This is a genomic window from Pseudomonas sp. PH1b, assembly GCF_000633395.1.
In the GTDB taxonomy this organism is placed as follows: Bacteria; Pseudomonadota; Gammaproteobacteria; order Pseudomonadales; family Pseudomonadaceae; genus Aquipseudomonas.
The window spans coordinates 1-19,857 of the sequence record NZ_AYMU01000009.1 but is presented as its reverse complement, the minus strand read 5'-3'; the positions used below and the strand labels follow the sequence as shown (position 1 = coordinate 19,857).

At 62.3% G+C, this 19,857-nt stretch carries 22 protein-coding genes and 1 pseudogene; 12 read left to right on the top strand and 11 right to left on the bottom strand.

Annotation, left to right across the window (positions count from 1 at the left end; translation table 11 throughout):
- The first annotated feature begins 4 nt into the window (after window positions 1-4).
- Genes U873_RS0115635 through U873_RS0115615 form a run of 5 tightly spaced genes read left to right on the top strand, consistent with a single transcriptional unit; the run spans window position 5 to window position 3,001 of the window.
- Entirely contained in the window at window positions 5-760 is a 756-nt protein-coding gene (locus U873_RS0115635) for a fimbria/pilus periplasmic chaperone (RefSeq protein WP_025129156.1), read from the top strand.
- Window positions 761-801: 41 nt separating this feature from the next.
- Complete coding sequence (locus tag U873_RS0115630; protein ID WP_063832178.1) at window positions 802-1,398, top strand: fimbrial protein; 597 nt, start codon at window positions 802-804, stop codon at window positions 1,396-1,398.
- Window positions 1,399-1,407: 9 nt separating this feature from the next.
- The gene (locus U873_RS0115625; protein ID WP_025129154.1) at window positions 1,408-1,899 is read left to right on the top strand and encodes a fimbrial protein; all 492 of its coding nucleotides are present in this window, start codon (window positions 1,408-1,410) and stop codon (window positions 1,897-1,899) included.
- The gene (locus tag U873_RS0115620) at window positions 1,896-2,414 is read left to right on the top strand and encodes a fimbrial protein (protein WP_051586084.1); all 519 of its coding nucleotides are present in this window, start codon (window positions 1,896-1,898) and stop codon (window positions 2,412-2,414) included. The genes U873_RS0115625 and U873_RS0115620 overlap by 4 nt, the downstream gene beginning before the upstream one ends.
- 8 nt (window positions 2,415-2,422) lie before the next feature.
- Entirely contained in the window at window positions 2,423-3,001 is a 579-nt protein-coding gene (locus tag U873_RS0115615; RefSeq protein ID WP_025129152.1) for a fimbrial protein, read from the top strand.
- A 195-nt stretch (window positions 3,002-3,196) separates the two neighbouring features.
- On the opposite strand, the gene U873_RS0115610 is transcribed toward U873_RS0115615, so the two are convergent.
- Window positions 3,197-4,408: a M24 family metallopeptidase gene (locus U873_RS0115610; RefSeq protein ID WP_025129151.1), complete on the bottom strand. Its 1,212-nt coding sequence runs from the start codon at window positions 4,406-4,408 to the stop codon at window positions 3,197-3,199.
- A 332-nt stretch (window positions 4,409-4,740) separates the two neighbouring features.
- On the opposite strand from U873_RS0115610, the gene U873_RS0115605 reads away from it, so the two are divergent.
- Together U873_RS0115605 and U873_RS0115600 are read left to right on the top strand one after the other, a co-directional pair.
- Window positions 4,741-5,499: a LuxR family transcriptional regulator gene (locus U873_RS0115605; RefSeq protein ID WP_025129150.1), complete on the top strand. Its 759-nt coding sequence runs from the start codon at window positions 4,741-4,743 to the stop codon at window positions 5,497-5,499.
- 93 nt (window positions 5,500-5,592) lie between these two features.
- Window positions 5,593-6,495, top strand: a complete 903-nt coding sequence (locus U873_RS0115600; protein ID WP_025129149.1) for a proline iminopeptidase-family hydrolase — start codon at window positions 5,593-5,595, stop codon at window positions 6,493-6,495.
- Between the two features lie 80 nt (window positions 6,496-6,575).
- Here U873_RS0115600 and U873_RS0115595 read toward each other — a convergent pair whose 3' ends face one another.
- From U873_RS0115595 to U873_RS0115585, 3 genes are all read right to left on the bottom strand, one after another.
- Window positions 6,576-7,874, bottom strand: coding sequence for an NAD(P)/FAD-dependent oxidoreductase (locus U873_RS0115595; RefSeq protein ID WP_025129148.1), 1,299 nt, complete (start codon window positions 7,872-7,874; stop codon window positions 6,576-6,578).
- A gap of 60 nt (window positions 7,875-7,934) precedes the next feature.
- Complete coding sequence (locus U873_RS34390; protein ID WP_043274580.1) at window positions 7,935-8,108, bottom strand: DUF3094 family protein; 174 nt, start codon at window positions 8,106-8,108, stop codon at window positions 7,935-7,937.
- Between the two features lie 188 nt (window positions 8,109-8,296).
- On the bottom strand, window positions 8,297-8,926 hold the full coding sequence (locus tag U873_RS0115585) for a DUF1780 domain-containing protein (protein ID WP_025129147.1): 630 nt from the start codon (window positions 8,924-8,926) through the stop codon (window positions 8,297-8,299).
- 143 nt (window positions 8,927-9,069) lie between these two features.
- Between U873_RS0115585 and U873_RS0115580 the strand changes: the two genes are divergently transcribed.
- The 3 genes from U873_RS0115580 (at window position 9,070) to U873_RS0115570 (ending at window position 10,502) form a co-directional block, all read left to right on the top strand.
- Window positions 9,070-9,537, top strand: a complete 468-nt coding sequence (locus U873_RS0115580) for a hypothetical protein (protein WP_025129146.1) — start codon at window positions 9,070-9,072, stop codon at window positions 9,535-9,537.
- A complete protein-coding gene (locus tag U873_RS0115575; protein ID WP_025129145.1) occupies window positions 9,534-10,223 on the top strand; it encodes an energy-coupling factor ABC transporter permease in 690 nt (229 codons plus the stop codon). The genes U873_RS0115580 and U873_RS0115575 overlap by 4 nt, the downstream gene beginning before the upstream one ends.
- Before the next feature lie 63 nt (window positions 10,224-10,286).
- The gene (locus U873_RS0115570; protein ID WP_011063525.1) at window positions 10,287-10,502 is read left to right on the top strand and encodes a hypothetical protein; all 216 of its coding nucleotides are present in this window, start codon (window positions 10,287-10,289) and stop codon (window positions 10,500-10,502) included.
- 19 nt (window positions 10,503-10,521) lie between these two features.
- Here the strand turns inward: U873_RS0115570 and yacG are convergent, their stop codons facing one another.
- The 4 genes from yacG to U873_RS0115550 are packed head-to-tail and all read right to left on the bottom strand — an operon-like array spanning window position 10,522 to window position 13,434.
- Window positions 10,522-10,725, bottom strand: coding sequence for a DNA gyrase inhibitor YacG (gene yacG / locus U873_RS0115565; protein WP_025129144.1), 204 nt, complete (start codon window positions 10,723-10,725; stop codon window positions 10,522-10,524).
- Window positions 10,722-11,345, bottom strand: coding sequence for a dephospho-CoA kinase (coaE, locus tag U873_RS0115560; RefSeq protein ID WP_025129143.1), 624 nt, complete (start codon window positions 11,343-11,345; stop codon window positions 10,722-10,724). The genes yacG and coaE overlap by 4 nt, the downstream gene beginning before the upstream one ends.
- Complete coding sequence (locus tag U873_RS0115555; protein WP_025129142.1) at window positions 11,342-12,214, bottom strand: A24 family peptidase; 873 nt, start codon at window positions 12,212-12,214, stop codon at window positions 11,342-11,344. The genes coaE and U873_RS0115555 overlap by 4 nt, the downstream gene beginning before the upstream one ends.
- 2 nt (window positions 12,215-12,216) lie before the next feature.
- Window positions 12,217-13,434, bottom strand: coding sequence for a type II secretion system F family protein (locus U873_RS0115550; RefSeq protein ID WP_025129141.1), 1,218 nt, complete (start codon window positions 13,432-13,434; stop codon window positions 12,217-12,219).
- Between the two features lie 319 nt (window positions 13,435-13,753).
- Between U873_RS0115550 and U873_RS0115545 the strand changes: the two genes are divergently transcribed.
- Both U873_RS0115545 and U873_RS0115540 read left to right on the top strand, forming a co-directional pair.
- Window positions 13,754-14,170, top strand: coding sequence for a pilin (locus U873_RS0115545; RefSeq protein WP_025129140.1), 417 nt, complete (start codon window positions 13,754-13,756; stop codon window positions 14,168-14,170).
- A 242-nt stretch (window positions 14,171-14,412) separates the two neighbouring features.
- Window positions 14,413-14,769 (top strand): BON domain-containing protein, encoded by a 357-nt coding sequence (locus tag U873_RS0115540; RefSeq protein ID WP_025129139.1) that lies wholly within the window; start codon window positions 14,413-14,415, stop codon window positions 14,767-14,769.
- A 184-nt stretch (window positions 14,770-14,953) separates the two neighbouring features.
- On the opposite strand, the gene U873_RS0115535 is transcribed toward U873_RS0115540, so the two are convergent.
- The 3 genes and pseudogenes from U873_RS0115535 to U873_RS0115525 form a co-directional block, all read right to left on the bottom strand.
- On the bottom strand, window positions 14,954-17,872 hold the full coding sequence (locus tag U873_RS0115535; protein ID WP_025129138.1) for a DUF748 domain-containing protein: 2,919 nt from the start codon (window positions 17,870-17,872) through the stop codon (window positions 14,954-14,956).
- A gap of 105 nt (window positions 17,873-17,977) precedes the next feature.
- The gene (locus U873_RS0115530; RefSeq protein WP_025129137.1) at window positions 17,978-18,994 is read right to left on the bottom strand and encodes a class I SAM-dependent rRNA methyltransferase; all 1,017 of its coding nucleotides are present in this window, start codon (window positions 18,992-18,994) and stop codon (window positions 17,978-17,980) included.
- Window positions 18,995-19,464: 470 nt separating this feature from the next.
- Window positions 19,465-19,857, bottom strand: a pseudogene (locus U873_RS0115525) (acetyl-CoA C-acetyltransferase); the annotation flags it as partial.

Below are 19,857 nucleotides of genomic sequence, written 5' to 3'. Positions count from 1 at the left end.
TACCATGAACAGGATTTATTCGAACAAGCCGTTACTGCTGGCCTGGCTGATGCTGTGGGCTATGCCCTCGGTTCAGGCCGCCGTGTCCCTGGACCGGACCCGGGTGGTTTTTTCCGGGGAGGAGAAATCCGTCAGTCTCAGCATCAGCAATCAGAACAATCAATTGCCGTACCTGGCGCAAGCCTGGATCGAGAATGCACAGGAAGAAAAGATCACCAGCCCGCTGGTGGTGTTGCCGCCCATTCAGCGCTTGGAGGCGGGCGCCAACAGCCAGGTCAAGATCCAGGGGCTGCCGCAATTGAACCAGTTGCCCCAGGACCGCGAGTCGCTGTTCTATTTCAACCTGCGGGAGGTCCCGCCGCGCAGCGATAAATCCAACACGCTGCAAATTGCCCTGCAAACCCGGATCAAGCTGTTCTATCGCCCGGCGCCCATTGCCCGTGGCATCGGTTCCGGCACGGCGCCCTGGCAGGAGCAGATCACCCTGACACTGCAGGGCGACCGCTATCAAGTGAGCAACCCGACGCCCTATTTCGTCACCCTGATCGACGCCAGCAGCCGCCGTAACGGCAAGACCGCCGAAGGCTTTCAGCCGCTGATGATCGAACCCAAGGGCCAGATGATGCTGGGGGTGAGCGCCAAGAGCCTGGGGGCCAAGCCGGTGCTGACCTACGTCAACGACTACGGCGGCCGGCCGCTGCTGGAATTTGAGTGTCGTGCAGGGCATTGCACGGCTCATCCGGTGAAGAATTCAGACTAGCCACCATGACCCCGACTAACCGACAAGAGGCAGGCTCCCTGATGGATTCAGCAAGGATGGGGCCGGGCACAACTACAGCCTTGTTGTTCCTGCTGCTGGCCGGAACGACAGCGTCGGGCCGTGCCGATGAGGGTTCGGTCGATGATCGCCAGGCGTTGCTGCAGGTCAGTGGTGCGTTGATGGAAAGCGCGTGTCACCTGGACATGAGCTCGGCGTATCAGGAGGTCTGGCTGGGAGAACTGGGTACCGCCAGCCTGCAAAGGCTCGGTGACCAGGGCACGCCGGTGGCAGTGCACCTGAGGCTGAGTGGCTGCCTCAGAACCCAGGGCGGCAGCCGCGAGGGGCCAGGCGGCAGCCTGGTCTGGAGCACCATCGAGCCGGTGATGGGATTGAGGCTGACGGCCGTGGCCGACTCGGCCAATCCGCAGCTGGTCAAGGTATCGGGGGCGGGGGGCTTTGGCCTGCGAGTTACCGATCAGCGCAAGCGGCACATCCGCCTCGCAGGTCCGCGGCATAGCTGGTTTGTCTCACCTGGCAGCGACCTGCTGACCTACTACGTGATTCCCGAGCGCACGGCCGAGCCTCTGGTCCCCGGGCATTTTCACGCCAGCCTGAATTTCCATCTGAGCTATGACTGAGGAGCGCGCATGATCACTGATCGCCGATGGCTGGCAGCAGCTCTCTTGGCGCTGCTGGGGAGCACTGCGGCCATGGCCGACGTTACGCTGACGGTCAAGGGCGCCATCCGCGCGGCGATTCCCTGCACCATAAACAATGGCAGCCCGGTCGGTGTGGATTTCGGCACCATGAAGACCCGTGATGTCGATGGCAAGAACAACCCGATAGCGATCGACTACAAGCCGGACTGCAAAAAAGCCGCGGGTTATGGCCTGCGCATGCAGGTACGGAAAGTCGGTGGCGGGGCGGCTTTCGACAGTACGGTCCTGGGCGTTCCCGGCAATGAAAACCTGGGAGTGGCCGTCAGGCGCGGCAGCAACAATTTCCCCATCAACACCTGGTTCGACTTCCCGGCCAATGCACCGCCGGAGCTGACCGCCGTGCTGGTGAAGCGCGCTGGCAGCCAGGTCCTGGCGAAGCCTTTCAGCCTGGGGGCAACCTTGGTGATGGAGTATCAATGAATGGCTATCGGCTGACCGGGCAGCAGTTGGGCGGATGGACGCTGTGGCTGTTGCTGGCGATCTTGCCGCAGCAGGCGGCGGCGCAGGAGAACCTGTTGTTCAAGGGCAATCTGGTCGAGGCTCCGCCCTGCACCATCAGCGACGACAAACGTATCGATGTCCAGTTCAAGGGCAATATCGCCATCAGCAAGATCGATGGCAGCAACTACCGGGAACCGGTGCCCTTTCAGATCCAGTGCGAGGAGCGTGCGTCTGGAGTGGTCTGGAAGATGCAGTTGACCATCGTCGCTAAAGTCGAATTCGATGAAAACGCGATCGAGACTTCGATACCCGGGCTGGGCATCAAGATAATGCTGGGGGACAGGATCTTCCCCTTGAACGTGGCGCAGAAAATCGATATCGACAGCATTGGTCAACCTCTGGAACTGGCGGCTGTGCCAGTGAAAAAGAGCGGCGCCGAGCTGATCGATGACGCCTTCAGCGCCAGCGCGCTGCTGATCGCCGAAGTCTATTAGGAGCGGCCATGTACAGCCTGAATCCATACCTGCGTGCCATGGCTTGGCTGGTCGTGGGGGCCGTTGTCCTGGTCTTGGCGGTGCCTGCGAAAGCAGAACCGAAAAACATGTTCTTTGCTGGCAGGCTGGTGGCCGAGCCCTGCACCCTCAGGGCTGCCGATGCCTTGGTCAGGCTGGAGTTTCCCAGTGTGGCCACTCGCGACCTGTATCGGCGGACCCGCACCCAGGGGCAGCCGGTGGTGCTGCATCTGGAGGGCTGCGACACGACACTGGGCAAGAACCAGGTCAGTCTCTATTTCGACGGCACAGAAAGTTCGGGGCTGCCAGGATTGCTGAAACTCAGCAGTACAGTCTCCATGGACGGCACTGCCGAGCTGGCCACAGGCGTGGCCATTGGCCTGGAGCGAGCGGACGGAACGCCGTTGCCGCTGTACCAGACTCACCCTGCCGGTGTACTGATGAAGGACGGCAGCAACGAGATCTCCTTCCTGGCCTACCTTCAGGGGGAACCCGAAGCCTTGAAGGAGCGCACGATAGGCGTGGGCAGTTTCATGGCTGCGATGACGTTCAAGCTGACGTATGAGTGAAGCGGTCCGGCTGAGCCCGTTTCTCTGTGTTGCACTCGGTGGCTGAATACCCCAGGAGGTGCAAGGGGCAGGGCCACTCGCCAGGCGCAGGATCGTTGTGCGGTGGTGTCGATGGCCGTTGTCAGAGAGGCCGGCAGTAAGTGGCCTGCCGGCCTTGCAACAGCGTTGGTCGCGACCCGGGGCCAGGGGCGCCGATCAGCGGCGGATAATATTGTGCTGCGGGCCATAGGGCAGCCGAGTGATGTTTTCCGCGCCTGCGGGATGCACGATGAGAATATCGTGCTCTCGATAGCCGCCGGCCCCGGGCTGGCCTTCGGGCAACCTGATCATGGGCTCGATGGACACCACCATGCCGGGCTCCAGTACCGTCTCCACGTCCTCGCGAAACTCCAGGCCGGTTTCCCGACCGTAGTAGTGGTTGAGGATGCCGAACGAGTGGCCGTAGCCGAAGGTGCGGTATTGCAGCAGGTCATGCTCGAGATAGATCTGGTTCAACTGCCGGGCGATGTCGCAGCAGCGCATCCCAGGGCGCACCAACCGCAGCCCGGCCTCATGCACCTTGACGTTGATTTCCCAGAACCGCAGGTAGTCGTCCGGACAATGGCCGAGAAACAGCGTGCGCTCCAGGGCGGTGTAGTAGCCGGCGATCATCGGAAAACAGTTGAGGCTGAGGATCTCGCCCGGGCTGACCCGCCTCGAGGTCACTGGGTTGTGGGCGCCATCGGTATTGATTGCCGATTGAAACCAGGTCCAGGTGTCCATCAGTTCGGCTGCGGGAAAAGTCCGGGCAATTTCTCGCACCATGGCCTGGGTGGCATGCAGGGCGACTTCGTATTCCGGTACCTGGTCCTGCAGGGCGTCGATGGCGGCGCTGCCACCGATGTCGGCGATGCGCGCACCGTGGCGGATCAGCACCTGCTCTTCAGTGGACTTGAGCATGCGCATGGTCATGCAAGGGGCGGCGATGTCCAGTAGATGGGCCTGGGGAAAGAGTTCGGCGAAGGCCTGGTGGCTGGGCAGGGTCAGGTGATCGAACTCCAGCCCCAGTCGTGTGACCTGGGGCAGGGCCTGCTTGACCGCAACCAGGAAGTTGCCCCGTTGCCAATCGGTGTAGACCACCTGGGCATCGCAGACTGCCCGCCGCCCGGGTTGGCCGCCATCGATATTGGCGCTGATCAGTACCGTTCGGTCCTGGGTCACCACCAAGGCGTACTGACGACCGAAGGAGCAATACAGGAAGCCGGCGTAGTAGTTGATGTTGTGGTACGAGGTGAACAACGCAGCATCGATCTCCTGTGCGGCCATGTAGTCGCGCAGAGCCTTCAGGCGTCGTGCGTATTCCTCGGGGGAGAAGGAGGGAGGGGCTTTTTCACCGTTGCGGATCTGTAGGGTCTGGGGCATCTGCATGGCATGTGTCCTTGTCTGCAATGAGCGATGCACGGCGCCGCACATGGGCGGGGCATGACACTGCATTCGAGCAGATCAGGGACAGGCAGGCATATGTGCTACCGACCTTGGGATGGCCAGCAGCGCTGTTTGTGCCGAGCCATTGGACAGGGACAGGGACGGGGCAAGCGGGGAAGGGGCGATGCTGTGCCAAGAGGTGTCCCGCGGCCAGCGTCGAGATGGGGGTGTCGCCAAACCTAGTAGTTCTTATAGGTTTTGCCTGGCCCGTTGCCGGTGAGCGTGGCATTCTAGGCGCCAACTGTTAAGGATCGGACAGTAAGGAAACGCAAAGGATGCAGAGCAGGCTCGCGGACGTAAACGCCCAGCTGATTCTCGGAAACACCGTGCACGAACGGATGACGGGGACCATGGCACTGGCCTCGGAGCTGGGGTTCGATGCCTTGGTCTACGACTACAGCCCGGTGCCCTTCGATCATGAGGGCGAGCTGATCATTCCCAGCGCCATGGTCTGCAATACCCCCAGGGACTGGCTGGAGCTCTGGTGCGATGAGGGCTATTACCATATCGACCCGGTTCAGCAGGTCGCGCTGGACAGCACTTCACCCTTTATCTGGTCCTATAAACCCAAAGCGCCCACGGTCTTGCGTCAGGTCATGGGGCAGCAACACGATCCTGTATCGAGTTACCTGCAGCATCACCAGATGGCTCACGGGATGACGGTGCCGATCCACCTGCCTCGGGGTGGTTTTGCCAGCCTGACCGGCTTGCGTTCAGGCAGTACCCGGGTCGCCCTGGGTGACCTGCAACAGGCTCTGAGCCACTTCACACTTCTTTCGCATGCGCTGCAGGAACACCTCTATCCACAGCTCAGTAAAAGCCTTCGCGGCTATCCGGTTCATCTGACCCGGCGTGAGCGCGAATGCCTGAAATGGGCTGCCGAGGGCATGACCTCAGCACACATTGCCGAACGTCTGCAGCGTTCGGTGGCCACGATCAATCTGCATCTGACATCCGCGATGCACAAGCTGGGCGCGAAGAACCGGGTCCAGGCCGTGGTTCGGGCGGTCCACTATCGCTTGCTGGACAACTGAGGCAAGCACCGCCGGCGCTCCCCAAGGGGGATGCTGGGCACAGGACAAAAGATCGAACGACACAGGGTGATCGCAATCAGGGAGCGATGTGCAATGAATCCAAGCAAACCACCAAAGGACGGCTATGCCTCCTTCGGCGCCTACAGGACCTGGTACCGGGTCACGGGAGACCTGCAAAACGGCCTCACGCCTCTGGTGATTCTCCACGGTGGTCCGGGCTGCACGTATGACACGGTGGATGCCTTCAAGGATGTGGCCGCCAGTGGGCGGGCAATCATTCAGTTCGATCACCTGGGTAGCGGTTATTCCACTCATCCGCTGGATAGGTCCGCGGATTTCTGGACGGTCGGGCTGTTTCTCGAGGAGTTGGACAATCTCCTGGATCACTTGCGCATCAGTGACGATTACGCACTGCTCGGGCATTCCTGGGGAGGCGCGTTGGCCAGTGAGCATGCAGTATTGGCTCCCGCTGGCCTGCGTGCCCTGATCATTGCCAATGCACCTGCCGATTGGCGCACCTGGACCGAGCAGACCCAGGGATTGCGTGAGGCCTTGCCGGAAGAGGTTCAGCAGACGCTGGTTCGCCATGAACAGGCAGGGTCACTGCGCAGTGTGGAGTATGTGCAGGCGATGCAGGTCTATTTCGAGCGGCACGTCTGCAGGCTTCGGCCATGGCCTGAGGAGGTGACGCGCATGTTCGCCAGAGGACAGGGCGCCGGTGAGAGGGGCAATGAGGCCCATCGGGCCGAGAGTTTCCCGCTGTTGGCCAACCTGGAGGACTGGAGCATTGTCGAGCGCCTGCAACGCATCAAGGTGCCGACTCTGCTGATCTCCGGACGCTACGATGAGGCGACCCCAACAGTGCTCAGGCCCTATCTGGAAAAAATACCGGATATCCGCTGGGCGCTGTTCGAACATTCAAGCCACATGCCTCATGTCGAGGAGCGGGTTGCCTGCATGGGCACCGTGGTGGGCTTCCTGGACGATTGCCTGTAGGTGCATCTCTCGGCGATTTCGCTCGACGGCCAATACGCCCCGCGTGATCCTGGTTGCCGGGGCGTACTGGTTTCAGGTGCTTAGTGCAGCTTCAGGCGTGGGTCGGTGCCTCGCCCGATCCGGCTGCCGAGCATCAGCATGGCCGTGCGGAACACCCCATACAGCGCCATCTGGTGCATGCGGTACAGGGAGATGTAGAACATCCGCGCCAGCCAGCCTTCGAGCATCACGCTGCCGGTGAGGTTGCCCATCAGGTTGCCCACCGCCGAGAAGCGCGACAGCGAGATCAAGGACCCGTAGTCGGTGTACTTGTAGGTCGGCAGGTCCTTGCCTTCGATACGCAGCTTCAGTGACTTGGCCAGCAGCGAGGCTTGCTGATGCGCGGCCTGGGCCCGTGGCGGCACGTTGCGATCGCTGCCCGGTTGCGGGCACGCGGCGCAGTCGCCGAAGGCGAAGATGCTTTCATCGCGGGTAGTCTGCAGGGTCGGCAATACCTGGAGCTGGTTGATGCGGTTGGTTTCCAGGCCGTCGATGTCCTTGAGAAAGCCCGGCGCACGGATACCCGCGGCCCACACCTTGAGGCTGGCGGGGATGGTCTGGCCATCGGCGGTAATCAGGCTGTCGGCGGTCACTTCGCTGACCGAGGCGTTGGTCAGGACCTTGACCCCAAGCTTTTCCAGGGTCTTGTGCACTGGCCCGCTGATGCGCTCGGGCAGTGCTGGCAACACCCGGGGGCCGGCTTCGATGAGGGTGATGTGCATGTTCTCCGGGAGGATCCGGTCCAGGCCGTAGGCGGCCAGTTCGTGGGCTGCGTTGTGCAGCTCCGCTGCCAGTTCCACACCGGTGGCACCGGCGCCGACGATGGCCACGCTGATCTGCTCCACCGCATCGCTCTGCCCGGCGTGAGCGCGCAGGTAGTGGTTGAGCAGTTGCTGATGGAAACGCTCGGCCTGCTTGCGGGTGTCGAGGAACAGGCAGTGCTGGGCCGCGCCCTGGGTGCCGAAGTCGTTGGTGGTGCTGCCCACGGCGATCACCAGGGTGTCGTAGCCCAGCTCGCGAGCCGGCAACAGTTCCACCCCTTCTTCGTCGTAGGTGGCAGCCAGCTGGATCTTCTTCTGTTGACGATCGAGCCCGCTCATGCGGCCCAGTTGGAACTCGAAGTGGTTCCATTTTGCCTGGGCGACGTAGTTGAGTTCGTCTTCGGAGGAGTTCAGTGAGCCGGCAGCCACTTCATGCAGCAGCGGTTTCCAGATGTGGGTCAGGTTGGCGTCCACCAGCATCACACTGGCGGTGCCGCGCTTGCCCAGGGTCTTACCCAGGCGGGTCGCCAACTCCAGGCCGCCGGCGCCGCCGCCAACGATGACAATACGATGAGTCATGGGGATATCTCGCAAGGCTAAAAGAAATCGGGGCAGTCAACCGAGCGAGCGCGAAGCAGCTCATAGCGTCAGGTAACTGATAAAACGGCTCAACAGGCCCAGGGCGACCGTCACCACGACCACCACCACAAGGAGCATCCACGGCCGGAAGGGCCGGCGCTCGACTCGGTGCTGGGGCAGTTGCAGGTATTCTTCGACATGGCGTTGGTCGTCGGGGTTCAGGCGGCTGCTCATAAAAGGCCTCGTCAGGTAGACGTTGCAACTCGAAGGAATGTTACAGCGCAGTATTGTCTGCACTTGCAACGCAGCATAGCCGCTGCCGCGTGGCGCTCGCTGATGAGCTCCGGACCTTGGCAGGCAAGCGCTTTTTTACCATTGCCGGACCGATTGCGCCATGCCCACGAAAGGGGAATGGTGCGTGTCTACAGGCTGATGCCCACGTCGAAGAGGATGCTGCGCCCCAGGTTGCTGCGCAGGAACTCCGGTGCATCCGGATGGGCGAACAGCACGCGGGCGAAGGTCGGTCCCACCAGGGACAGCGAGCGCCAGCCCTGGCGCAGGTATTCGGTAGGGGGCGGGAAGTGGCTGTTGAGGTCCAGCACTTCGCGTTTGAGGGCGGCAAAGGCGATGATGTCCAGCTCGCCTAGGTTCATGCCCCGCTCCTTGTAGTTATGGGCCTTCTTGCGCAGGGTCGGCGCCAGGCGCAGGAGCAGTTCGTTGGCCGGGATGCGCTTGGGCTTGGCCTCGCGCCGCACCAACTGGCTCAGGGAGAACGCACTGCGCCTGCGTTGCAGTTCGTCGCGCCATTCATCGTTGAGGCGTCGGCCTTCATCGAGAACAAAAAACACTTCGAAGCTGGCGTCGCGAAACAACACATCCGGCGGCTCCTGGCCGGCGGCGGTGAACTCGTCATTGCGGTAGGGGATGTTCAGCCCCTGCAGCAGGCGCTGGCAGACCCAACGCTCACGCTCCCATTTGCGGGCATTGGACAGAAACGCGTTGGCTTGTTCGGCCTGGATGGTAAGCAGGCGCAAAAAATCTGAGTCATCCATACGATCCATCTTAGCGCTCAAATATGACCTTAAATACCACGGGCCAGGAAAAACCTTCCAGGGACTCCTGGTCCCCCTTGCTGGAGCCTGCCAACGGGCGGTGTAGACTGTTCGCCGTCCAATCGATCAATAAGGAGTGTGCCGTGAAGCGCTGGTCAATTCTGTTGCTGGGCCTGTTGCCGTTGTGGGTCCAGGCCCTCGAGGTTGGCGAGCGTCTGGCGCCCTGGACCTTGCTGGATCAGTTCGACCAGGCCTACAGCCTCGACTCCCAGACCCAGGTGCTGTTGGTGGCACGCAGCATGGACGCGGCCAAGGTGGTGAATGCCGCACTCAAGGACCAGCCCGAAGGCTATCTGCAGGCGCGCCACGGAGTCTTTGTCGCGGATATCCAACGCATGCCGACACTGATTGCCAAGCTCTTCGCGGTACCGGCCATGCGCGACTATCCCTACCGGGTGATGCTCGATCGCGACGGCCGTGTGGCCCCGCGTTACCCCGCAGCCGATGACAAGGTCCTGTGGTTGCAACTGCAGGACGGCCGCCTGGTCTCTCGGCAGGAGTATTCCACCGCCGGGCAACTGGCCGAGGCGCTGGAGCGGCTTCAGCCATGATCAGCTCGGCGTTGCTGTCGCCGCAAAGCCTGAGCATCGGCTGGTTGCTCTATGTGCCGGTGCTGATCTGGGCGGTGCTGCGGGCGCCCTGGGTCGAACTGTTCACCGACAGTCGCCGGCAACACTTGCTGTTCGGGACCGTGTTCGCCCTGTTTCTGCTATGGCTGGTGCGGCGGGACTTCGATACCGGGGTGTCCTATCACTTCATTGGCATGACCGCAGTGACCCTGCTGCTGGACTGGCCGCTGGCAATCGTTGGCGGGCTGACGGCACAACTGGGGCTGCTGGCCCTGGGACGCCAGGATCTGGCGGCGTTGGGGGTCAATGGCGTGTTGCTGATCCTGTTGCCGGTGGCGGTGACCGAGGGCTGTGCCTGGCTGGTGGAGCGGGCACAGCCGCGCAACCCCTTCGTGTACATCTTCTGTTCCGGGTTCTTTGCCGCGGCACTGTCGGCACTGCTGTGCCTGCTTTGCGGCCTGGGGTTGCTGTGGATCGACGAGCGCTTTGCCATGCCCGAATGGCTGGAGGATTTTGTCGGCTACCTGTGGATGATCATTTTCCCCGAGGCGTTCATCAACGGCATGGTGATCAGCGCGCTGGTGGTGTTCTGCCCGGAATGGCTGGAAACCTTCAATCGCACCCGCTACCTCTCGGCACCCTGGAAAGACGAGGATCGGCGTCCTTGATCCATATCAATCCCGAGCTTTCGAGCGCGCTGCATGCTCGGCAAAAATCTTGGGAGTGCGGTCATGAGTGTCTACCAGTGGGCTCGACAGGAAGTGCGCGACAGCCTGCATAACGCCCAGCAGGAAGGGTTTGAACCGGGGTTGAGCCTGCGTGCCCTGCTCAGCGCGGTGGTGCAGCAGAGCAAGAGCGTACGCAGCATCGAGGACTTGGCGGACGAGTTGCAGTTTCTTGCGGAGAACCTCGACGACGATCAGGACTACAGCTTCATGCGGCCCTGACCGGCGCCGGGTGACGCCCTTAGTGGGCGCGGGGCGGCAGTTCTTCCGAGAACAGGTCATCCTCGGCATCCGGGCTTACCGGAATCTTGTGTTCCTCGGCGGCCCAGGCCCCCAGGTCGATCAGCTTGCAGCGGTCGGAGCAGAACGGCCGGTTGAGGTTGGCTGCATTCCATTCCACAGGGGCGCCACAGGTTGGGCATTCGACGGTCAAGGGTTGGCTCATGACTGGCCTCCACGCAAAGTTAGGTAAAAGTGATGCAGGCGTTCGACCTCGCTGCGCAACCAGGCGTGGTCGCGGTCGTTGACCAGCACATCGTCGGCATGGCGCAGGCGCTCTTCTCGGCTGGCCTGGGCCTGGAGAATGGCCTGGACCTGCTGTTCGCTGATCTGGTCGCGTTGCAGGGTACGCTCGATCTGCAATTGTTGCGGCACATCGATCACCAGGATCCGCTGGGTCATGCGCGACTGGCCGGATTCGATCAGCAGGGGCGACACCAGGATCGCGTAGGGCGACTCGGCGCGGGCCAGGTGGTTGACGATTTCTTCGGCAATCAACGGATGCAGCAGGGCTTCCAGCCAGCGGCGCTGCTCGGGGACTTCGAAGATCAGCTTGCGCAAGGCCGCACGGTCCAGCTGACCATCGGCTTGCAGCACGCCGTCACCGAAGTGCCGGGCAATCTGCTCCAGGGCCGGGCGGCCAGGTTCCACCACCCAGCGGGCAGCGTGATCGGCATCGATCACATGCACCCCAAGGTCGATGAAGTGCTGGGCGGCAGCGCTTTTGCCGCTGCCAATGCCGCCAGTGAGGCCGAGGGTCCAGGGTGTAACAACGGAGCGAGTCATTGGAAACCGACAAACTGCAAATAGAAGTCGGTTATTTGACCACCCCAGAGCATGGCAATCCAGCCGGCAATAGTCAGAAAGGGCCCAAAGGGGATCGGGGTCGAGGTCTTTTCCTGGCGCAGGCGCAGCATGACGGTGCCGAGGATGGCGCCCACCAGGGATGACAGGAGCAAGGTCAGCGGCAGAATCTGCCAGCCGCCCCAGGCGCCGAGCAACGCCAGCAGCTTGAAGTCACCGTGGCCCATGCCGTCCTTGCCGGTCAGCAGCTTGAACAGCCAGAACACCGACCACAGGAACAGGTAGCCGAGCACTGCTCCCCACAAGGCGTCGCCAAGGCTGGCCAACAAACCGAAACTGTTGACGATCAACCCCAGCCAGAGCAGCGGCAAGACCAGCACGTCCGGCAACAGTTGGTGATCGGCGTCGATCAGGCTCATGGCCAGCAGCCCCCAACTGAGCACCAGCAACAGGCCTGCGGGCCAGCCGAAGCCGAAATGCCAGGCCACTAATGCCGAGATCAGGCCGCAGGCCAGTTCGGTCAGCGGATAGCGCGGGCTGATGCCGGCCTTGCAGTGCGCGCAACGGCCACGCAACCACAGGTAACTGAGCAGTGGAATGTTCTCCCAGGGGCGAATCGGCTGCGCGCAGTGGGGGCACTGGGAGTGGGGCTGCATCAGGTTGTAGGGCGCGCTCGGCGGTTCAGGCGCCAGGCCCAGTACTTCGAGGGCCTGGGCGCGCCAATCACGCTCGAGCATCTTCGGCAGGCGCCAGACCAGCACATTGAGAAAACTGCCGACGATCAGCCCCAGCACCAGGGCCGAGGCCACGAATGCCATGGGGTAAAGGGTCAGGACTTCAGTCAGGGACATGTTCAGATCGCTGTACCAAGTTGAAAGATGGGCAGGTACATGGCAACCACCAGGGCGCCGACGATACCGCCCAGGATGACCATGATCAAAGGCTCCATGAGGCTGGTCAGGCTGTCCACCAGGTTGTCCACCTCGGCCTCATAATGCACCGCGACCTTTTCCAGCAGATGATCCAGGGTCCCGGATTCCTCTCCGATGGCGGTCATCTGGATCGCCATAGTAGGGAAGACGCCGCTGGTACGCATGGCAAAGTTCAATTGCATGCCGCTCGCGACCTGTTGGCGAATGCGCTCCACCGCTTGTTTGTAGACCTTGTTGCCACTGGCCCCGGCCACCGACTCCAGGGCCTGCACCAGAGGCACGCCGGCAGCGAAGGTGGTGGCCAGGGTGCGGGCGTAGCGGGCCACCGCGGACTTGTGCAGCAGCGGGCCGGCCAGGGGCAATTGCAGCAGGCGCGCATCCAGGATGTCGCGCAGGCGCGCAGAGCGCCGATAGGCCAGGCGCGCCCCGAACCCGGCCAGCAGGCTGCCCAGCAGTAGCAGGCCACCCTGGCGCTGGAGGCTCTGCGAGAGGGCAATGACCCGCTGGGTCAGCCATGGCAACTCGGCATTGAACCCGGCGAACAGGCTCTGGAACTGGGGAACCACCTTGAGCAACAGGATGCTGCTGACCACGATGGCCACACCGATCACCGCCAGGGGATAGACCATGGCTTTCTTCAGGCGAGCCTTGAGGTTCTCGCTCTTTTCCTTGTAGCTCGCAACTCGCTCCAACAGGGTGTCCAGGGCCCCGGCCTGTTCGCCGGCCTCCACCAGGTTGCAATACAGCTCGTCGAAATGGCGCGGATGCCTGCGCAGCGCAGTGGCCAGGCTGGACCCTGCTTCGATGTCGCGCTTGAGGCTGCTCAGCAACTGCCGCATCAGGGGCTGTTCGAAGCTCTCGGCGATGATGTCGAAGGATTGCAGCAGCGACACGCCCGCCTGCATCAGGGTTGCCAGCTGCCGGGTGAGCAGCGCGATATCCCGAGCCTTGATCCGTTGGCCCAGGCGGGGCCAGCCCCTGGGCTTGCGACGGACCCAGGCAGGGGTGATGCCTTGTCGCCGCAATTGCGCCCTGATCAGGGCCGGGTTCGTGGCGCTCAGCTCACCGCTAGTGGTGTGGCCCTGGCTGTCGGTGCCTTGCCAGAGATAGACACTGGCTGCGGGTGCTTTTACCGCCATGGTTCGATCCTTGTAGAAACAGTGGATTGCGGGCCGGGATGCCCCTGGGTCATCGAGCGGGTGATAGATCGCCAATGTCCCCGTACGTTCCTTGCCGGGGTACAGGCCTGACTGCCGGGCACCTGCTCAAGCCTAGCTGCCGGGCACCTGCCGGAGAGGGGCACTGGGTGACGAAATTTGTCAGTTTGTGCAACTCCTTGCGCTCAAGGCCATCGGCTATCGCCTCTCCAGGGCCCGGATTACAAGGGCTACGCCCTGGCACAGGGCGTGCTTTGACTTGACTGTTCATGCAACTTTCGTTCATGCCAGGAGGCAGCCCATGAAAAAGCAATGCGGATTTACCCTGATCGAACTGCTGGTGGTGGTAGCCATCATCGGCATTCTGGCAACCGTGGCCATGCCGCTGTATTCCAAGTATCAGGCACGAGCCAAGGTGATCGCCGCGCTGGCCGAGGCCTCGGCCCTCAAGGTCAATGTCGAGGACCTGCTGAACCAGGGGACCGATCCGACCCTGGTCCTGGCCGGCGGCACGGCGCTGACGTCCAATTGCCGGATGAGCGCCGAGGGGACCGCCGCCACCGGCGAAGGCAGCATTGCCTGCACCATTCTCAATGCACCGGGCCCGGTGCTGAACAAGAACCTGACCCTGACCCGCTCGGCGACATCCGGCTGGACCTGCAGCACCACGGTGGAGGCGGACTACGCGCCCAAGGGCTGTGGCGCAGATGGCGCCTGAGGGAGCACCCGCAGGTGAGGGCAACGGGGCGGTTCGACAGCAACGGCAAAACCCGCAACTTGCATGCAGATTGGTGGGTGGTCATGCAATTTGCATGATTCAGGAAATTTGAAATATTCATAACTTATTGATTTATATGAATATTTTTATCGATCAAAACTTGGCATAGCCCCTGCAATATCCCTGATAACCCTGTTGCCAGGACACGGCGCAGGCTTTCTAAAAGAACAGGAGTTACTCGTATGAAGAAGTTCGCTATCGCTGCTGCAACTGCTACCGCTCTGACCCTGACCATGGCCAACGTGGCTTTTGCGCAGACCACTCAAAGCACCCAGTCGCCGATGGTTGTGGCTGCCGGTGAAGTGACCAAGGCCAAAGAGGCCACCTCCGATACCTGGATCACCACCAAAGTGAAAAGCGATCTGGTAACCGAGAAAGGCATTCCTGGCACCGACATCAAGGTCGAAACCAACAAGGGCGTCGTGTCGCTGTCGTCCACCGTGGCGGTCACCGAAGCACAAAAGGCAACCGCCGTGGCTATCACCAAGAAAATCAAAGGCGTCAAGGCGGTTTCCGCTGACGGCCTGAAAGCCGAATAAGGCGCAAGCTTCTCGCCTGGACAGGGAGAGGGGGCGGCGGACGAGTCAGGTAATACGTCTGCCGCTTCTTTCAAGGGTTCATGCGGAAGATCACAGGGACGTGATCATTACAGGCCCCGGTACATTGTGCCGGGGCCTGTTCTATTGGGCGCGGGAAAGCCTTTGGTCCGGCTCGACGCCGGTCCTATTCGCTGTCCAGGTGCAGGGGCGTGATCACTCGGCCGTCACTCTCGGCCTGGCCCAGGTTGGCATCGATGAAGTAGACCCGGTCATCGGCCAACTGGCCCTTGTCCACCAGGAAGTCCTTGATGCTGCTGGCACGCTCCTGGCCCAGTTGGCGCAGCAGCACATCGCTGGCGCCCCAGAACTTGATCAGGCCTTCACGCAGTTTGGCGCTGCGTTCGTCACGGCTCAGCTGAGCCCATTCGGCGGGCGGCTGCTGCTTCAGGCGGGTGCGGTAGATGCCTTCCAGAAGCGGAGCTTTTTCGCCGTCCGGCACCTGCAGCAGGGAGGCCTGGGCTGGCACCTTGTCGCCACGGCGCTGGAGGATCTTGTAGTAGTTGTACTGGTATTCACGCTCGAGACGCTGCTGGGCAATCAACGGACCGTCGCTGCTCTGGGCGCTGGTGCCTTCGATTTCCAGGCGCAGGGCCGGGCGCTCCTTGAGGGCCTTGGCCAGGGTGGTCAGTGCCGACTCGGATTCCTTGCTCAATTCACTGGAGCCCGGCGCAAAGGAAACACTGCTCAAGTCTTCCGAGCCACCGCCACTGATCAGGCCACCGATGAACTTGAAGGGCGCTTCGGCCGCGCGCAGTACCAGGTTGCGCAAGGTCTGCCAGACAATCGGCATCACGCTGAACTGCGGGTTGTTCAGGTCGCCGGAAATCGGCAGCTCGATGGAGATCTTGCCGTCGGTGTCCTTGAGCAGGGCCACCGCCAGGCGGATCGGCAGGTCCACGGCATCCGGGCTGTCGACTTTCTCACCCAACTGCAATTGTTCCACCACCAGTTTGTTCTCGGCCTTGAGCTGGCCCTTGGTGATCATGTAGTGCAGGTCGAGGTTGAGGCGCCCCTTGCGAATACGGTAGCCGGCGAACTTCCCGGAGTAAGGGGTCAGGGTGGTCAGTTCCACACGCTTGAAACTGGTGGCGATATCCAGGGCGGCCATGGGGTCGAACGGGTTGACGCTGCCCTTGATGGTCACGGGTGCATAGCGGTCGACCTTGCCCTTGACGTCCACGTCGGCGGGTTTGGACTGGCGGCTGTCGATGGTGCCGATCTGGCCGTTGAGTTGCTGGATGGCCGTGGCGAAGTTCGGGGTCAGGGTCAGGTCGGCGAAGTTGGCCGAGCCGTCGTTGATGGCAATGCCGCCGATATGGATGCCCAGCGCCTTGCCCTGGCTGGCGGGGGCCTTGGCCGTGCTCTTGGGGGCGTTACTGGCCGGTTGGGGAATCAGCAGGTCGTCGACGTTGGTGGTGCGGTCATCGTTGATGATGAAGCGCGCATAGGGCTGGGTCAGGTTGATGCGGGTGATCGAAAGGCTGTCGTCATGCTGATAGTTGAGGCCTTCGACCACGACTTTCTGCCACTTCACGAAGTCCCGGTTCTTCAGGGTGTCGAGGGTGTGCAGTTGCTCCACCTCGGCCCGCCCGGTGACGCTGAAGGTCAGCGGTTCGACTTTCTTCAGGTCCACTGCCAGGTCGCTGCCGAGCATGCCGCTGCGCAGTTCCAGGCGAATGAAGGGGCTGATGTAGGACTGGGCGACGCGCAGGTCGATGTCCTTGGTCTGGACCTTGAGCTTGGCCGTGATCGGGTTGAGGTTGACCTCGCCATTGGCGCTGATCCTGCCTTGCTTGCCCAGGCCGGTATCGAGCTTGAGGCTGAAGGGCGACTGGTTGAGGCTGTCGAAATTCTTCAGGTCCAGGTTCAGCGGACCCAGCTCCAGGGCGACCGCCGGCTTGACCTGGCGGTCGGCCAGGTGCACCTGGTAATTGCGCAGTTCGACGTCCTTGAGCAATACCTGCCAAGGCTTGCTGGGCGGCGCCGGCTCCTTGGGTGGTTCGGCGGTGGCTGGCTCGGGCGTGGGTGCCGGCTTGGCGGGCTGACTGGCGAAGAGTTTTTGCCAGTCCAGTTGACCGTCAGCTTCACGGGCGGCCCAGGTCTCCAACTTCTGGCTGCGGATCTTGCCGACGATCACTTGCTGCTTGGCCAGGTCCACTGTGGTTTCGCTGACATCCAGGCGCTCCAGGCGAGCCAGCGGACGGCCGTCCGGGGCCTGGATGGCGAAGGGCGCAATGCTCAGCGAGGTGTTGTCCAGCAGCAGTTCGGTTTCCTTGGCCAGGCTGAATTTATAGTGAGTGCTGAGATTCACCACACCGTTTTCAAGGACCAGGGGCACGGCGTCACGGACATAGGGCCACCAGGCTTTCATCTTGCCGTCGGTGACCTTCAGTGTGCCCTCGGAAGTCAGCGGCGTTACGCTGAAGTTGCCGCTCCAGTCGATCTGGCCGCCCTCGGGGCCGGTGGCCACCAGGGTCATGTCGGCGCTGTCGTCGGGCAGGGTGCTGAGGTTCTTCAATTCGAAATCGAGCTTGTTGTAGATGAACTCGATGGGTTCGCTCGGGCGCAGGTCCTGGAAGTGCAGGTAGCCACCGGCCAGTTTGATGCGTTCGATACGCACCGGGAACGGCTTGGCATCGGGGTCGCTCGGGGTCGGTTCGCTGGCGGGCAGCTTGAACAGGGCCAGCAGGTTGAGCTTGCCTTCCTTGTCGAAGAGGATTTCGGTCTTGGGCTGATCCAGCTCGACGTCTGCCAGGTGCAGGGCGCGGGTCCACAGGCTGTCCAGTTGCAGATTGGCGTAGAGGCGCTCGAAGGCCACCTGCTCCTTGCCCGGTTCACCGATGTTCAGGCCCCAGAGGGTCAGCTCCAGGCTGAAGGGGTTGAGTTCAATCCGCTGGATATGGGCCGGGGTCGTGGCGTAGTTGGCCAATTGCTGATTGGCCACTCGCAAGGCAATGCCCGGCAAGATCAGGAAACCCAGCAGACTGTAAAGGGCGAGAGCGGTCAACAAGGCGCCAACGGCGCGAATCAATCCTTTGGTCATGCGAGGCTTCATCTATCTGAATCGGAAGTGTCTTGGAGTATGGCACGCGTTTACGGTTCCGAAACCCTTGCAGACTTCAGGATTGTTCAGATTTCCTGCTCTTGATCAAAGTTGCAGGATCAGGGTTTTCAGCGGTGGCTGTCCGTCCCGGGAAGGGAAGTCCGCAGCCGGAGCCAGGACCTGGCACTCACGCACCGGCCGCCCGGCTTTCTCGGCGCAGCGCAGCACCTGTTCACGCCAGTCCTGCATCCCCACCTTGGCCAGGTTGTTACAACAGATCAGTACGCCACCTTCTGCGGTCGCCAGCAGCGCCGGTTTCAGCAGGCTCTGGTAATCGCGCAGCAGGTCGACGGTGCCGAAGGCGCTCTTGGCCCAGGCGGGCGGATCGAGCAGCACCAGATCGTACTGGCGTTGTTCCAGGCGTGGATAGCTGGGCAGTTTCTGCCCGCGTCGCTGGCTGATGGGCAGGCCGGCCAGTTGGCGAATCGCCGGGAAATAGTCCGATTGCACGAACTGCATCTCGGGCAACTGCGGATTGAGCCGACCGTTTTCCCGTCCTACCGCGAGGTTGCCTTCGGCGAAGTCCAGGTTGCAGACCTCCCGGGCGCCTCCGGCCGCGGCGCTGAGGCCGACGCCGCAGGTATAGGCGAAGAGGTTGAGCACACTTTTCCCGGCACTGTGCTGCTTGACCCAGCCACGAGCGTTGCGTAGGTCGAGAAACAGCAAGGGGTCCTGCCCGGCGTGACGGCCGCGAACCCGATAGTTCAGGCCCCATTCGTGGCCGACCAGGTCTTCCAGGGCTGGATCTTCAGCACGGTATACCTGGTCTTCACGGTCAATGCGCGAGTTGCCCCGGGAGCGATCGTTGTAGACCAGCAGGGTCGGCAGGTTCAGCCGCTGATTGATGGTCTCATGCAGTTGTAGCAGGTCGTCGCGCTCCAGGGGCTGGTGAAAACTCTGAACCAGCAATTGCGGGCCATAGCGGTCGATGGTCAGGCCTGCGGCGCCTTCCTGGCTGCCATGGAACAGGCGATAGCAGTCGGTGCCTTGCTGATGCAGCTCGGCGAGCAGGTCCTGGCGGTGATCGAGGGCGGCGCGCAGCGCCTGATTCAAGGAGGACATGCGAGGCGCCTTGGAGCTGAGGAGTGAGGCGCGGCAGTTTACCAGCGTCCCGCCTGTTGTAGGAGCCAGCTTGCTGGCGAAAGCGATCTCACGGACGCCTTGCCTGTAGGAGCCAGCTTGCTGGCGAAAGCGATCTCACGGACGCCTTGCCTGTAGGAGCCAGCTTGCTGGCGAAAGCGATCTCACGGATGCCTTGCCTGTAGGAGCCAGCTTGCTGGCGAAAGCGATCTCACGGACGCCTTGCCTGTAGGAGCCAGCTTGCTGGCGAAAGCGGTCTCTCGGATGCCTTGCCTGTAGGAGCCAGCTTGCTGGCGAAGGCGATCTCTCGGACGCCTTGCCTGTAGGAGCCAGCTTGCTGGCGAAAGCGGTCTCACGGATGCCTTGCCTGTAGGAGCCAGCTTGCTGGCGAAGGCGATCTCACGGACGCCTTCGCTGGCAAGCCAGCTCCTACAGGGGGCGGGTTTTGCAGGTTAGCGTTCGATGGCCAGGGCCACGCCCTGGCCGCCGCCGATGCACAGAGTCGCCAGGCCTTTCTTGGCATCGCGCTTGATCATCTCGTGCAGCAGGGTCACCAGCACCCGGCAGCCCGAGGCGCCGATCGGGTGGCCGATGGCAATCGCGCCGCCATTGACGTTGACCTTGTTCGCATCCCACTCAAGCTCCTTGGCCACCGACAGCGACTGGGCGGCGAAGGCTTCGTTGGCTTCGATCAGGTCCAGCTGGTCGAGGGTCCAGCCGGCCTTGTCCAGGCAGCGGCGGGTGGCCGAGACCGGGCCGATGCCCATGATCGCCGGGTCGACGCCGGCGTTGGCGTAGGCGGCGATTGTCGCCAGTACCGGCAAGCCCAGGGCCCGGGCCTTGCT